The organism is Cellulomonas sp. P5_C6 (genome assembly GCF_054049635.1).
Map to the genome: position 1 here is coordinate 1 of NZ_JBFULZ010000099.1, position 14,725 is coordinate 14,725.

9 protein-coding genes are annotated in these 14,725 nt (G+C 68.0%); 8 read left to right on the top strand and 1 reads right to left on the bottom strand.

All coding sequences use genetic code 11. From position 1 onward, the window contains the following. Window positions 1-72: 72 nt before the first annotated feature. Window positions 73-492, bottom strand: a complete 420-nt coding sequence (locus ACXJKG_RS12450) for a DUF4383 domain-containing protein (protein WP_456846076.1) — start codon at window positions 490-492, stop codon at window positions 73-75. Window positions 493-815: 323 nt separating this feature from the next. On the opposite strand from ACXJKG_RS12450, the gene rplJ reads away from it, so the two are divergent. From rplJ to tuf, 8 genes are all read left to right on the top strand, one after another. Continuing rightward, the gene (gene rplJ / locus ACXJKG_RS12455) at window positions 816-1,349 is read left to right on the top strand and encodes a 50S ribosomal protein L10 (protein ID WP_456846077.1); all 534 of its coding nucleotides are present in this window, start codon (window positions 816-818) and stop codon (window positions 1,347-1,349) included. Between the two features lie 84 nt (window positions 1,350-1,433). Continuing rightward, a complete protein-coding gene (rplL, locus tag ACXJKG_RS12460) occupies window positions 1,434-1,823 on the top strand; it encodes a 50S ribosomal protein L7/L12 (RefSeq protein WP_456846078.1) in 390 nt (129 codons plus the stop codon). A gap of 472 nt (window positions 1,824-2,295) precedes the next feature. Next, the gene (rpoB, locus tag ACXJKG_RS12465; RefSeq protein ID WP_456846079.1) at window positions 2,296-5,802 is read left to right on the top strand and encodes a DNA-directed RNA polymerase subunit beta; all 3,507 of its coding nucleotides are present in this window, start codon (window positions 2,296-2,298) and stop codon (window positions 5,800-5,802) included. Window positions 5,803-5,909: 107 nt separating this feature from the next. Next, window positions 5,910-9,779: a DNA-directed RNA polymerase subunit beta' gene (locus ACXJKG_RS12470; protein WP_456846080.1), complete on the top strand. Its 3,870-nt coding sequence runs from the start codon at window positions 5,910-5,912 to the stop codon at window positions 9,777-9,779. 481 nt (window positions 9,780-10,260) lie between these two features. Further along, window positions 10,261-10,632, top strand: coding sequence for a 30S ribosomal protein S12 (gene rpsL / locus ACXJKG_RS12475; protein WP_013770160.1), 372 nt, complete (start codon window positions 10,261-10,263; stop codon window positions 10,630-10,632). Then, complete coding sequence (gene rpsG / locus ACXJKG_RS12480) at window positions 10,632-11,102, top strand: 30S ribosomal protein S7 (protein ID WP_028045072.1); 471 nt, start codon at window positions 10,632-10,634, stop codon at window positions 11,100-11,102. The genes rpsL and rpsG overlap by 1 nt, the downstream gene beginning before the upstream one ends. Window positions 11,103-11,191: 89 nt before the next feature. Further along, a complete protein-coding gene (fusA, locus tag ACXJKG_RS12485) occupies window positions 11,192-13,294 on the top strand; it encodes an elongation factor G (RefSeq protein ID WP_456846081.1) in 2,103 nt (700 codons plus the stop codon). Between the two features lie 125 nt (window positions 13,295-13,419). Beyond that, window positions 13,420-14,613 carry an elongation factor Tu gene (tuf, locus tag ACXJKG_RS12490; RefSeq protein ID WP_055912143.1) on the top strand — a complete coding sequence of 398 codons (1,194 nt, stop codon included), beginning with the start codon at window positions 13,420-13,422 and terminating at the stop codon, window positions 14,611-14,613. Window positions 14,614-14,725 lie beyond the last annotated feature (112 nt).

Here is a 14,725-nt window from a genome sequence, read left to right on the forward strand (position 1 = left end):
GCCCCTCGGCCGGGCCGGTCACGGCGGCCGGCTCGGGGGAGCCGGCCGCGCGCGACGCGGCGGTCACGGTGCTCATGCCGTCCGCGCGCCCGTGCCCACGGGCCGGGCGCTCTTGTCGGCGGCGAGGCCCACGCCGAGCAGCAGGATCGCGCTCGCGAAGTGCAGCACGTTGTCGGCGCCGTTGAGGGCCAGGATGTTGGCGCTCGAGCCGACCAGGAACAGGCCGAGGACGCCGACCAGCAGGTACACGGCGCCGACGGCGGTGTTCATGCCCTTGGCCGCGCGCACCGACGAGCGGGCGGCGATCAGCAGGGCGGCTCCGATCAGCAGGTGCACGATGTTGTGCAGCGGGTTGACGTCGAACACGACGAGCGGCTCGCCCTCGGTGGCGGCGAACGAGACGCCGCCCGTGACGACGAAGCCGGCGAGGCCCACCAGCAGGTAGACGATGCCGAAGATCGTGCCGACGAGACGGTTCGGGGACTGGGACACGGGTGTCCTCCTTGATCGGTCGGGTACGTGCGTGACCTGGAGGGTTCGGAGCCGGGTGCCGTGCGGATGGGGACGGATTTGGCCGTCGTCGTCCGGTGCCGTACCGTTGGGGACATCCCAAGACCGCCRGTCGTCGGTCCGTCGTGCTCACACCAGTGCGCATACCGGTCCGCCCGAAGTCCCGCAGCAGCGGAGGCCAGCGCAGGTGAGAGTTCCCGGAAGGTTCGGCACGCGCCGAGCCGCCTGACGAGCCCCGCGCCTGCGCGGGGCTCTTTCGTTTGTGGGGCGTGACGACCGGTGGCACCACCATCGGAAGGATTGCCATGGCGAGGCCGGACAAGGCAGCCGCTGTCGCAGAGCTCACGGACTTGTTCCGCGAGTCGAACGCGGCCGTGCTGACCGAGTACCGCGGGCTCACCGTGGCGCAGCTCAAGAAGCTGCGCCAGGCGCTCAGCGGCAACGCAACCTACGCCGTGGTGAAGAACACGCTGACCGCGATCGCGGCCAAGGATGCCGGGCTCGAGGGCCTCGACGACGCGCTTGCGGGCCCGTCGGCGATCGCCTTCGTCTCCGGTGACCCGGTCGAGGCCGCCAAGGGACTGCGTGACTTCGCCAAGGCGAACCCCGCACTGGTCATCAAGGGCGGTGTCCTCGACGGACGCGCCCTGACCGCTGCGGACGTCACCAAGCTCGCGGACCTCGAGTCCCGTGAGGTTCTGCTGGCCAAGGCGGCCAACGTGTTCAAGGCGTCGCTGTTCCAGGCGGCCTACCTGTTCACCGCGCCCGCCGCTCAGGCTGCACGCACCGTCGACGCTCTCCGGCTCAAGCTCGAGGAGTCGACCGAGGTCGCTGCCTGAGCCATTCGGCGCCAGGCACTCACTGAACCCCCCGCCCAGGTAGGCCGACCGGCCACCGGGCACCGAACGGAAGGAACCGCCATCATGGCGAAGCTCACCACCACCGAGCTCATCGACGCGTTCAAGGAGCTCTCCCTCATCGAGCTCTCCGAGTTCGTGAAGGCGTTCGAGGAGACCTTCGAGGTCACCGCTGCCGCTCCGGTCGCCGTCGCGGCCCCCGCCGGCGCCGGTGGCGCTGCCGAGGCCGAGGCCGAGGAGGAGAAGGACTCGTTCGACGTCGTTCTCGAGTCCTCGGGCGAGAAGAAGATCCAGGTCATCAAGGAGGTGCGCGTCCTGACGTCCCTCGGTCTGAAGGAGGCCAAGGACCTCGTCGACGCCGCCCCCAAGGCCGTCCTGGAGGGCGTCACCAAGGAGGCCGCCGAGAAGGCCAAGGAGACGCTCGAGGCCGCCGGCGCCACGGTCACCCTCAAGTGATCACCGCCTCCGGCAGGGTCGCCACGGCGACCGGCCGGAGGTAGGGAGCGGCGCTCCCGCAGCTGGCTCGACGAAGCCCGTGTCCCGTTCGAGGACGCGGGCTTCGTCGCGTCACGGGCGTCGCCGTCCACAGCCGGACGGGGGGTCGGACTTTCGCGTGACCCGCGGGTGTGCCACCATGTGCGCGGCGACAACGTCGTCGCCGGACGGGCGGAACCGCCCGTTCCACCGGACGCCTCAGGGCCCGCGTCGTCGCCGACGGGGATCACGCCAGGGGGTGTCGATGCCGGGTGGACTTTGTCCCTGCGGCCGAGTATGCTAGCGCTTTGCGCTGGCCTGTGCCCGCGATCCCGTATAACCCGAGCCCACCTTCGTCGTTCGTACACGGCGTCCGGAGGCTCGCCGGCCGGGGGATCGCGCCTAGCCAGGGACAGCGCAGCGTGCACTCGATCCGCTGGGAAGGACCCCTCTTTTGGCTGCCTCGCGCACCCCTTCTGCTCCGACCGCCGACGCCATCGCGAACCGCACCGCATCCCGCCGTATCTCTTTCGCCAAGATCCACGAGCCCCTCGAGGTCCCGGACCTGCTCGGTCTGCAGACGGAGAGCTTCGACTGGCTGCTCGGTAACGAGAAGTGGCAGGGCCGTGTGGCCAAGGCCCTCGAGGCCGGTCGGCAGGACGTTCCCGAGACCGCTGGTCTCGAGGAGATCTTCGAGGAGATCTCGCCCATCGAGGACTTCGGCGGATCCATGTCGCTGTCGTTCCGCGAGCACCGCTTCGAGCCGCCGAAGTACACGGCCGAGGAGTGCAAGGAGAAGGACTTCACCTTCGCCGCCCCGCTGTTCGTCACGGCGGAGTTCGTCAACTACACCACCGGTGAGATCAAGAGCCAGACGGTCTTCATGGGCGACTTCCCGCTCATGACGGAGCGCGGCACCTTCATCATCAACGGCACCGAGCGCGTGGTCGTCTCGCAGCTCGTCCGTTCGCCCGGCGTGTACTTCGAGCGCACCGCGGACAAGACGTCCGACAAGGACGTCCTCACGGCCAAGGTGATCCCGAGCCGCGGCGCCTGGCTCGAGTTCGAGATCGACAAGCGCGACAACGTCGGCGTCCGCGTCGACCGCAAGCGCAAGCAGAACGCCACCGTGCTGCTCAAGGCGCTCGGCATGACGGACGCGGAGATCCGCGAGGAGTTCGCGGCGTACCCGGCCGTCATCGACACGCTGGACAAGGACCACGTCCAGACGCAGGACGAGGCGCTGCTCGACCTCTACCGCAAGATCCGCCCGGGCGAGCCGCCCACGGTCGAGGCCGGCCGCGCGCTCATCGAGAACTTCTACTTCAACCCGAAGCGCTACGACCTGGCGAAGGTCGGCCGCTACAAGCTGAACAAGAAGCTCGGCCTGGACGTCCCGCTCGCGGACTCGGTCCTGTCGCGTGACGACATCGTCGCCACCATCAAGTACCTCGCGTCGCTGCACATCGACCTGCCGACCCTGCCGGGCACGCGTGCCGGCGAGGCCGTCGAGATCCGCGTCGAGCCCGACGACATCGACCACTTCGGCAACCGTCGCATCCGCGCGGTCGGCGAGCTCATCCAGAACCAGGTCCGCACGGGCCTGTCGCGGATGGAGCGCGTCGTGCGCGAGCGCATGACGACGCAGGACGTCGAGGCGATCACGCCGCAGACCCTGATCAACATCCGCCCCGTGGTGGCGTCGATCAAGGAGTTCTTCGGCACGTCGCAGCTGTCGCAGTTCATGGACCAGAACAACCCGCTCGCGGGCCTGACGCACAAGCGTCGCCTGTCCGCGCTCGGCCCGGGTGGTCTGTCCCGCGACCGCGCCGGCATGGAGGTCCGTGACGTCCACCCGTCGCACTACGGCCGCATGTGCCCGATCGAGACCCCTGAGGGCCCGAACATCGGCCTCATCGGCTCGCTCGCCACGTACGGGCGGATCAACCCGTTCGGCTTCGTCGAGACCCCGTACCGCAAGGTCATCAAGGGCAAGGTCTCGGACGAGGTCCACTACCTGACCGCCGACGACGAGGACCGCCACGTCATCGCGCAGGCGAACGCCCCGCTCAAGGCGAACGGTGCCTTCGAGGAGGACCGCGTCCTGGTCCGCGTCAAGGGCGGCGAGATCGAGTACGTCGCCGGCGAGGCCGTCGACTACATGGACGTCTCCCCGCGCCAGATGGTGTCGGTGGCCACGGCCCTGATCCCGTTCCTCGAGCACGACGACGCCAACCGCGCCCTCATGGGTGCCAACATGCAGCGCCAGGCCGTCCCGCTGGTCCGTTCCGAGGCCCCGCTCGTGGGTACCGGCATGGAGCGTCGTGCGGCCATCGACGCGGGCGACGTCATCGTCGCGACGAAGCCGGGTGTCGTCACCGAGGTGTCGGCCGACCTGATCGTCGTCGCCAACGACGACGCGACCACGTCGACGTACCGCGTCGCCAAGTTCCGTCGCTCGAACCAGGGCACCTCCTACAACCAGCGCGTGCTGGTCGACCAGGGCGCTCGCGTCGAGGTCAACTCGGTGCTCGCCGACGGCCCGGCCACGGACGAGGGCGAGCTCGCGCTCGGCCGCAACCTGCTGGTCGCGTTCATGTCGTGGGAGGGCCACAACTACGAGGACGCGATCATCCTGTCGCAGCGCCTCGTGCAGGACGACGTGCTGTCCTCGATCCACATCGAGGAGCACGAGGTCGACGCGCGCGACACCAAGCTCGGCCCGGAGGAGATCACTCGGGACATCCCGAACGTCTCCGAGGAGGTCCTCGCGGACCTGGACGAGCGCGGCATCATCCGCATCGGTGCCGAGGTCGCGGCCGGCGACATCCTCGTCGGCAAGGTCACGCCCAAGGGCGAGACCGAGCTGACCCCGGAGGAGCGCCTGCTCCGCGCGATCTTCGGTGAGAAGGCGCGCGAGGTCCGCGACACGTCGCTCAAGGTCCCGCACGGCGAGTCCGGCACGGTCATCGAGGTCCGCACGTTCAGCCGTGAGGACGGCGACGAGCTGCCCGCCGGCGTGAACGAGCTGGTCCGCGTGTACATCGCGCAGCGCCGCAAGATCACGGACGGCGACAAGCTCGCCGGCCGTCACGGCAACAAGGGCGTCATCTCCAAGATCCTCCCGGTCGAGGACATGCCGTTCCTCGCCGACGGGACCGCGGTCGACGTCGTCCTCAACCCGCTCGGTGTGCCCGGCCGCATGAACGTCGGCCAGGTCCTCGAGACGCACCTCGGCTGGGTGGCCAAGCAGGGCTGGGACATCCAGCTCGCCGAGGGCGACGTCTCGTGGCGGGACGACGTCCCGGCCATCGCCGCGTCGTCGCCGGCCGGTAACCCGGTCGCGACGCCCGTGTTCGACGGAGTCCCGGAGACGACCCTCACCGGTCTGCTCTCGGCCACGCTGCCGAACCGTGACGGCGAGCGCACCGTGGGCGGCGACGGCAAGGCGCGCCTGTTCGACGGGCGCTCCGGCGAGCCGTTCCCGGAGCCGGTCGCGGTCGGCTACATGTACATCCTGAAGCTGCACCACCTCGTCGACGACAAGATCCACGCACGTTCCACGGGTCCGTACTCGATGATCACGCAGCAGCCGCTGGGTGGTAAGGCGCAGTTCGGTGGCCAGCGGTTCGGCGAGATGGAGGTCTGGGCCCTGGAGGCGTACGGCGCTGCCTACACGCTGCAGGAGCTCCTCACCATCAAGTCGGACGACGTCCCCGGCCGCGTCAAGGTGTACGAGGCGATCGTCAAGGGGGAGAACATCCCCGACTCGGGCATCCCGGAGTCCTTCAAGGTGCTCCTCAAGGAGATGCAGTCGCTCTGCCTGAACGTGGAGGTGCTCTCCTCGGACGGCGTCTCCATCGACATGAAGGAGAACGACGACGAGGTCTACCGCGCAGCGGAGGAGCTCGGCATCGACCTGTCCCGGCGCCCGAACGCCAGCAGCGTCGAAGAGATCTGACGTCGAGCCTGCCGCCCTTCCGTGGAGGGTGGGCGGCAGGCCCGCACCTTTAGCAACATTTCCGTTCAGCCGGCTCACACCGGCAAGCGAAGGAAGTAGGACCCCCCTTGCTCGACGTCAACGTCTTCGACGAGCTGCGTATCGGCCTTGCCTCGGCCGACGACATCCGTGCCTGGTCGCACGGTGAGGTGAAGAAGCCCGAGACCATCAACTACCGGACCCTGAAGCCGGAGAAGGATGGCCTGTTCTGCGAGAAGATCTTCGGTCCCACCCGGGACTGGGAGTGCTACTGCGGCAAGTACAAGCGCGTGCGCTTCAAGGGCATCATCTGCGAGCGCTGCGGCGTCGAGGTGACCCGCTCGAAGGTCCGTCGTGAGCGCATGGGCCACATCGAGCTCGCCGCGCCCGTCACGCACATCTGGTTCTTCAAGGGTGTGCCGTCGCGTCTCGGCTACCTGCTCGACCTCGCCCCGAAGGACCTCGAGAAGGTCATCTACTTCGCGGCCTACATGATCACGTGGGTCGACGTCGACGGCCGGCACGAGGACCTCCCCAACCTCCAGAACGGGATCGACCTGGAGAAGAAGGAGATCTCGGACCGCCGCGACAACGACATCAACACCCGCGCCACCAAGCTCGAGGCCGACCTGGCCGAGCTGGAGGCCGAGGGTGCCAAGGCCGACGCCCGCCGCAAGGTGCGCGACTCGGCCGAGCGCGAGATGGCTCAGCTGCGCAAGCGTGCCGACCTCGAGCTCGACCGCCTGGACCAGGTCTGGGACCGGTTCAAGAACCTCAAGGTCGCGGACCTCGAGGGCGACGAGATGCTGTACCGCCAGCTCCAGGACCGGTACGGCAACTACTTCGAGGGCTCGATGGGCGCCGCGGCGATCCAGAAGCGTCTCGAGGCGTTCGACCTCGAGGCCGAGTCCGACTCGCTGCGCGAGATCATCAAGACCGGCAAGGGCCAGCGCAAGACGCGTGCCCTGAAGCGGCTCAAGGTCGTCAACGCGTTCCTCACGACGACCAACTCGCCCACCGGCATGGTGCTCGACGCCGTCCCGGTCATCCCGCCGGACCTGCGTCCGATGGTCCAGCTCGACGGTGGCCGTTTCGCCACCTCGGACCTGAACGACCTGTACCGCCGCGTGATCAACCGGAACAACCGCCTCAAGCGGCTGCTCGACCTGGGCGCGCCCGAGATCATCGTCAACAACGAGAAGCGGATGCTCCAGGAGGCCGTCGACTCGCTGTTCGACAACGGCCGCCGCGGCCGTCCGGTGACCGGTCCGGGCAACCGCCCGCTCAAGTCCATCTCGGACATGCTCAAGGGCAAGCAGGGTCGGTTCCGCCAGAACCTGCTCGGCAAGCGCGTCGACTACTCGGGCCGTTCGGTCATCGTCGTCGGCCCGCAGCTCAAGCTCCACCAGTGCGGTCTGCCCAAGCAGATGGCGCTCGAGCTGTTCAAGCCGTTCGTGATGAAGCGCCTGGTCGACCTGAACCACGCGCAGAACATCAAGTCCGCCAAGCGCATGGTCGAGCGCGCCCGTCCCGTCGTCTGGGACGTGCTCGAGGAGGTCATCACGGAGCACCCGGTGCTGCTCAACCGCGCRCCSACTCTGCACCGTCTGGGCATCCAGGCGTTCGAGCCSSWGCTGRTCGARGGCAAGGCGATCCACCTGCACCCGCTCGTCTGCGCCGCGTTCAACGCGGACTTCGACGGTGACCAGATGGCCGTCCACCTGCCCCTGAGCGCCGAGGCGCAGGCCGAGGCCCGCATCCTCATGCTCTCGAGCAACAACATCCTCAAGCCGTCGGACGGGCGTCCGGTGACCATGCCCTCGCAGGACATGATCATCGGTCTGTACCACCTGACCAACGACAAGGACGAGGCGCTCGGCGCCGGCCGCGCGTTCAGCACGGTCTCCGAGGCGATCATGGCGTTCGACCAGGGCTCCCTGGACCTCAACGCCGTGGTGAAGATCCGCTTCGACGACCTGGTGCTGACCGAGGACGACGCGCCCGAGGGCTGGACCGAGGGCGACGCACTGCTCTACGAGACGACCCTGGGTCGCGCGCTGTTCAACGAGCTGCTGCCGATCGACTACCCGTACGAGAACGGCGTCGTCGACAAGAAGCGTCTCTCGGTCATCGTCAACGACCTGGCCGAGCGCTACCCCAAGGTCGAGGTCGCTGCCTCGCTGGACGCGCTCAAGGAGGCCGGCTTCCGCTGGGCCACCCGCTCGGGCGTCACGATCTCCATCTCGGACGTCGCGACCCCGTCGGCCAAGGCGGCCATCCTCGAGGCGCACGAGGCACGCGCGGCGAAGGTGCAGGGCCAGTACGAGAAGGGCCTGATCACCGACGACGAGCGTCGTCAGGAGCTCATCGAGATCTGGACGCAGGCCACCGACAAGGTCGCCGACGCGATGCGGGAGAACYTCCCGCGCCAGAACACCGTCTACAAGATGGTCGGCTCGGGTGCGCGTGGCAACTGGATGCAGGTCCGCCAGATCGCCGGTATGCGTGGCCTCGTGGCCAACCCGAAGGGCGAGATCATCCCTCGCCCGATCAAGTCGAACTACCGCGAGGGGCTGTCGGTCCTCGAGTACTTCATCGCGACGCACGGTGCCCGCAAGGGTCTGGCGGACACCGCTCTGCGGACCGCCGACTCGGGCTACCTGACCCGTCGTCTGGTGGACGTCTCGCAGGACGTCATCGTCCGTGAGGACGACTGCGGCACCGAGCGTGGTCTGACCATGCCTATCGGAGTGCCGGGTACGGACGGCGCCCTGCGTCGTCACGACAAGGTGGAGACGAGCGTCTACTCGCGCACGCTGGCGAGCGACATCGAGGTGGACGGCGAGATCATCGGCCACGCCGGTGACGACGTCGGCGACGTGCTGCTCGACCGCCTCCTCGAGGCGGGCGTCGACACGCTGAAGATCCGCTCCGTCCTGACCTGCGAGTCCCGCGTCGGCACGTGCGCGCGCTGCTACGGCCGCTCGCTGGCCACCGGCAAGCTCGTCGACATCGGCGAGGCCGTCGGCATCATCGCGGCCCAGTCGATCGGGGAGCCCGGCACGCAGCTGACGATGCGTACCTTCCACACCGGTGGTGTGGCGTCGGCCGACGACATCACGCAGGGTCTGCCGCGTGTCCAGGAGCTCTTCGAGGCCCGCACCCCCAAGGGTGAGGCGCCCATCGCGGAGTTCTCGGGCCGCATCGCGGTCGAGGAGGGTGACCGTTCGCGTCGCCTCGTCCTCACGCCGGACGACGGCTCGGAGGAGATCGCCTACCCGATCACCAAGCGCTCGCGCCTGCTGGTCTCGGACGGCGACCACGTCTCCGTCGGCACCCAGCTGGTCCAGGGTGCGGTCGACCCGAAGAAGGTCCTGCGCATCCTCGGCCCGCGTGCGACGCAGAAGCACCTGGTCGACGAGGTGCAGGTCGTCTACTCGTCGCAGGGCGTGGACATCCACGACAAGCACATCGAGGTCATCGTGCGGCAGATGCTGCGTCGCGTGACGGTCCTCGACTCCGGCACCACCGACCTGCTGCCCGGCGAGCTCGCCGAGCGTGGGCGCTTCGAGGACGCGAACCGCGCTGCGGTGTCCGAGGGCGGCCAGCCGGCCTCGGGCCGTCCGGAGCTCATGGGCATCACGAAGGCGTCGCTCGCGACCGACTCGTGGCTGTCGGCGGCCTCCTTCCAGGAGACCACCCGGGTGCTCACCGAGGCCGCGATGTCGGGTCGTTCCGACCCGCTGCTCGGCCTCAAGGAGAACGTCATCCTCGGCAAGCTCATCCCGGCCGGAACGGGTCTGCCCCGCTACGGCAACATCGCGGTCGAGCCCACCGAGGAGGCCAAGGCCGAGCTGTACCCGACCTTCGGCTACGACGAGATCGACTTCCCCGCCCTGGGCCTCGGCTCCGGCGAGGCGATCCCGCTCGAGGACATCGACTTCGGCGACTACCGCTGATCTCGAGCAGTCATCGTCCCGAGGGGGTCCACCGTTCGCGGTGGGCCCCCTCGGGCCTTTCGTCCCTCGCCCGGGAATCGGTGGCCACCTAGGGTTGTTCAGCAGATGTCCTCGACCGGCCCTGTGTCCTCCTGCAGGGCTGTACGCAGCCGCTTTGACGCCCCACCGGGCGCCAGGTAACGTAGGACACCGTGCCCGCGCCGTCGGGCTCTCGCGCATGCACTCGGTGGACGCCCCCTGTTTCGGACGGGGCGGGTCCGGGAGCATCGGGTGGTCTCCCTCCACCGCGCCGTCTCTCCGCCAAGGCAACCTTGCGGACAGCGGTGCGAAGGACCGGGGCGACACGCCCGGGCGCGGGGGTCGGTGCGGGACGTACGACCTCCGGGGTAGTCGCGCGACGGGCGACGATCCCCGACCATGCCGGCCGTCCAGGGTGACGGGTGCCGGTCGACCATAGAGACATCCAACAGACGGAGACGTAGTGCCTACGATCCAGCAGCTGGTCCGCAAGGGCCGGCAGGCGAAGACGAACAAGTCGAAGACGCCTGCCCTCAAGGGCTCCCCCCAGCGACGCGGTGTGTGCACCCGCGTCTACACCACGACGCCGAAGAAGCCGAACTCCGCGCTCCGCAAGGTCGCGCGCGTCCGCCTCTCCAGCCAGGTCGAGGTCACCGCGTACATCCCCGGTGTCGGTCACAACCTGCAGGAGCACTCGATCGTGCTCGTGCGCGGTGGCCGTGTGAAGGACCTCCCGGGTGTCCGGTACAAGATCGTCCGTGGGGCCCTCGACACGCAGGGCGTCAAGAACCGCAAGCAGGCGCGTAGCCGCTACGGCGCGAAGAAGGTGGGCTGATGCCTCGCAAGGGTCCGGCCCCGAAGCGGCCGCTCGTCATCGACCCCGTCTACGGGTCCCCGGTCGTCACGCAGCTGATCAACAAGGTCCTGCTCGACGGCAAGAAGTCCGTCGCGGAGCACATCGTCTACGGCGCCCTCGAGGGTGTCCGTGAGAAGACGCAGGGCGACCCGGTCGTCGTGCTCAAGCGCGCGCTGGACAACGTCCGCCCGTCGCTCGAGGTCCGCTCGCGTCGCGTCGGTGGTGCGACCTACCAGGTCCCCGTCGAGGTGCGCCCGGTCCGTCAGACCACGCTCGCGCTCCGCTGGCTCACCGACTACTCGCGCGCTCGCCGCGAGAAGACGATGACCGAGCGCCTCATGAACGAGATCCTCGACGCGTCCAACGGCCTCGGTGCCGCGGTGAAGCGTCGCGAGGACATGCACAAGATGGCCGAGTCCAACAAGGCCTTCGCGCACTACCGCTGGTAATCCCGGCACCCACGGGCGCTGCGCCGCCGGTCCGATCCTCGGGCCGGACCGGTGGCGCCACCCAAGCCAACCGACAAGGGGCAACTCACGTGGCACTGGACGTGCTGACGGACCTCACGAAGGTCCGCAACATCGGCATCATGGCGCACATCGATGCCGGCAAGACGACGACCACCGAGCGGATCCTGTTCTACACCGGGGTCAACTACAAGATCGGTGAGACGCACGACGGTGCGTCGACGATGGACTGGATGGAGCAGGAGCAGGAGCGCGGCATCACGATCACGTCCGCCGCGACGACCTGCTACTGGCACGACAACCAGATCAACATCATCGACACCCCGGGCCACGTGGACTTCACGGTCGAGGTCGAGCGCTCGCTGCGCGTCCTCGACGGTGCCGTTGCCGTGTTCGACGGCAAGGAGGGTGTCGAGCCCCAGTCGGAGACCGTCTGGCGCCAGGCCGACAAGTACGACGTCCCGCGCATCTGCTTCGTCAACAAGATGGACAAGCTCGGCGCGGACTTCTACTTCACYGTCGACACGATCGTGAACCGTCTCAAGGCCAAGCCGCTGGTCATCCAGCTGCCCATCGGCGCCGAGAACGACTTCATCGGCGTCGTCGACCTGGTCACCATGCGTGCCCTCGTCTGGCGCGGCGAGACCGCCCTGGGCGAGAAGTACGAGGTCGAGGACATCCCGGCCGACCTGGTCGAGAAGGCGGACCAGTACCGTGCCGAGCTGCTCGAGGCCGTCGCCGAGACGGACGACGAGCTGCTCGAGAAGTTCCTCGGTGGCGAGGAGCTCACGGTCGCCGAGATCAAGAGCGGCATCCGCAAGCTCACCATCAAGTCCGAGGCCTACCCGGTCCTGTGCGGCTCGGCGTTCAAGAACAAGGGCGTCCAGCCCATGCTCGACGCCGTCATCGACTACCTGCCGACGCCCCTGGACGTCCCGGCTGTCGAGGGCCACGACATGAAGGACCCCGAGCTCGTCGTCGAGCGCCACCCCGACTCGACGGAGCCGTTCTCGGCCCTCGCGTTCAAGGTCGCCTCGCACCCGTTCTTCGGCAAGCTCACCTACGTCCGGGTGTACTCGGGAAAGGTGGCGCAGGGCGCCCAGGTGCTCAACTCGACCAAGAACAAGAAGGAGCGCATCGGGAAGCTCTTCCAGATGCACTCCAACAAGGAGAACCCGGTCGAGGACGCCACGGCCGGCCACATCTACGCCTTCATCGGTCTGAAGGACGTCACCACGGGGGACACCCTGTGCGACCCGGCCGCCCCCGTGGTGCTCGAGTCGATGACGTTCCCGGAGCCGGTCATCGACGTCGCCATCGAGCCGAAGACGAAGGGTGACCAGGAGAAGCTCTCCGTGGCCATCCAGAAGCTGGCCGAGGAGGACCCGACCTTCCGCGTCAAGCACGACGAGGAGACCGGCCAGACCGTCATCGGCGGCATGGGCGAGCTCCACCTCGACATCCTCGTGGACCGCATGCGTCGCGAGTTCAAGGTCGAGGCCAACGTCGGCAAGCCGCAGGTCGCGTACCGCGAGACGATCCGTCGTTCCGTCGAGAAGATCGACTACACGCACAAGAAGCAGACCGGTGGCTCGGGCCAGTACGCGAAGGTCCAGATGACCTTCGAGCCGCTGGACCCCGCCGAGGGCGAGCTGTACGAGTTCTCGAACAAGGTCACCGGTGGCCGCATCCCGCGCGAGTACATCCCGTCGGTCGACGCCGGCATCCAGAGCGCGATGCAGCTCGGCGTCCTCGCGGGCTTCCCGCTCGTGGGCGTCAAGGCGATCCTGCTCGACGGTGCCGCGCACGACGTCGACTCCTCGGAGATGGCGTTCAAGATCGCGGGCTCGATGATCCTCAAGGAAGCGGTCCGCAAGGCCGACCCGGTTCTCCTCGAGCCGGTCATGGCCGTCGAGGTCCGTACTCCTGAGGAGTACATGGGTGACGTCATCGGCGACATCAACTCGCGCCGCGGCATGATCCAGTCCATGGAGGACGCGACGGGCGTCAAGGTCGTCCGGGCCACCGTCCCCCTCTCCGAGATGTTCGGGTACGTCGGTGACCTGCGGTCGAAGACCCAGGGTCGCGCGGTGTACTCGATGCAGTTCGACAGCTACGCCGAGGTTCCTCGGAACGTTGCCGAGGAAATCATCAAGAAGACCCGGGGCGAGTAGTCCCACAGGTCGAACCCTGTAGTTCCATCACACAAACCGACCCGTAGGACGCCGCGTCAAGCGGCTACCGTCCGGTAGCCGCAGTACGTCGGCCAATCTCTACCAAGTCCTGAGGAGGACACCCAGTGGGCAAGGCGAAGTTCGAGCGGACGAAGCCGCACGTCAACATCGGCACCATCGGCCACGTCGACCACGGCAAGACGACGCTGACCGCTGCCATCTCGAAGGTGCTGCACGACAAGTACCCCGACCTGAACCCCTTCACGCCTTTCGACGAGATCGACAAGGCCCCTGAGGAGAAGCAGCGCGGCATCACCATCAACATCGCGCACGTGGAGTACCAGACGGAGAAGCGTCACTACGCTCACGTCGACGCTCCGGGTCACGCGGACTACATCAAGAACATGATCACGGGTGCGGCGCAGATGGACGGCGCCATCCTCGTGGTCGCGGCGACCGACGGCCCCATGGCCCAGACGCGTGAGCACGTCCTGCTCGCCCGTCAGGTCGGCGTCCCGTACCTGCTCGTCGCGCTCAACAAGACCGACATGGTCGACGACGAGGAGATCCTGGAGCTCGTCGAGGTCGAGGTGCGCGAGCTCCTCTCGGCCCAGGGCTTCGACGGCGACGACGTCCCCGTCGTGCGCGTCTCCGGCCTGAAGGCCCTCGAGGGCGACCCGGTCTGGGTCAAGTCCGTCGAGGACCTGCTCGCCGCCGTCGACGAGTCCGTCCCGGACCCGGTGCGCGACATCGACAAGCCGTTCCTCATGCCCATCGAGGACGTCTTCACGATCACCGGTCGTGGCACCGTCGTCACCGGTCGCGTGGAGCGCGGCAAGCTCAAGGTGAACGAGGAGGTGGAGATCGTCGGCATCAAGGAGAAGGCGATCAAGACCACGGTCACCGGCGTCGAGATGTTCCGCAAGCTGCTCGACTACGCCGAGGCCGGCGAGAACGTCGGTCTGCTCCTGCGTGGCACGAAGCGCGAGGAGGTCGAGCGCGGCCAGGTCGTCGTCAAGCCCGGCTCGATCACGCCGCACACCGAGTTCGAGGGCCAGGTCTACATCCTGGCCAAGGACGAGGGTGGCCGTCACAACCCGTTCTACGGGAACTACCGCCCCCAGTTCTACTTCCGCACCACCGACGTCACCGGCGTCATCACGCTGCCCGAGGGCACCGAGATGGTCATGCCCGGCGACAACACCGAGATCCACGTGAACCTCATCCAGCCCATCGCGATGGAGGAGGGCCTCGGCTTCGCCATCCGCGAGGGTGGCCGCACCGTCGGCTCGGGCAAGGTCATCAAGATCATCAAGTGATGCTCGCCCCTCGGGGCAGCTGATCTGACAGAAGGGCCCGGGAGCTTCGGCTCCCGGGCCCTTCCGTCATCCCCGGGGGAGGCCCGGCCCMGACGCCTACCCTGCCGCGGCC

Bases quoted from the DNA above. Each gene is read 5' to 3' on its own strand.
- rpsG (WP_028045072.1), top strand. From the start codon at position 10,632: ATGCCTCGCAAGGGTCCGGCCCCGAAGCGGCCGCTCGTCATCGACCCC.
- rplJ (WP_456846077.1), top strand. From the start codon at position 816: ATGGCGAGGCCGGACAAGGCAGCCGCTGTCGCAGAGCTCACGGACTTG.
- rplL (WP_456846078.1), top strand. From the start codon at position 1,434: ATGGCGAAGCTCACCACCACCGAGCTCATCGACGCGTTCAAGGAGCTC.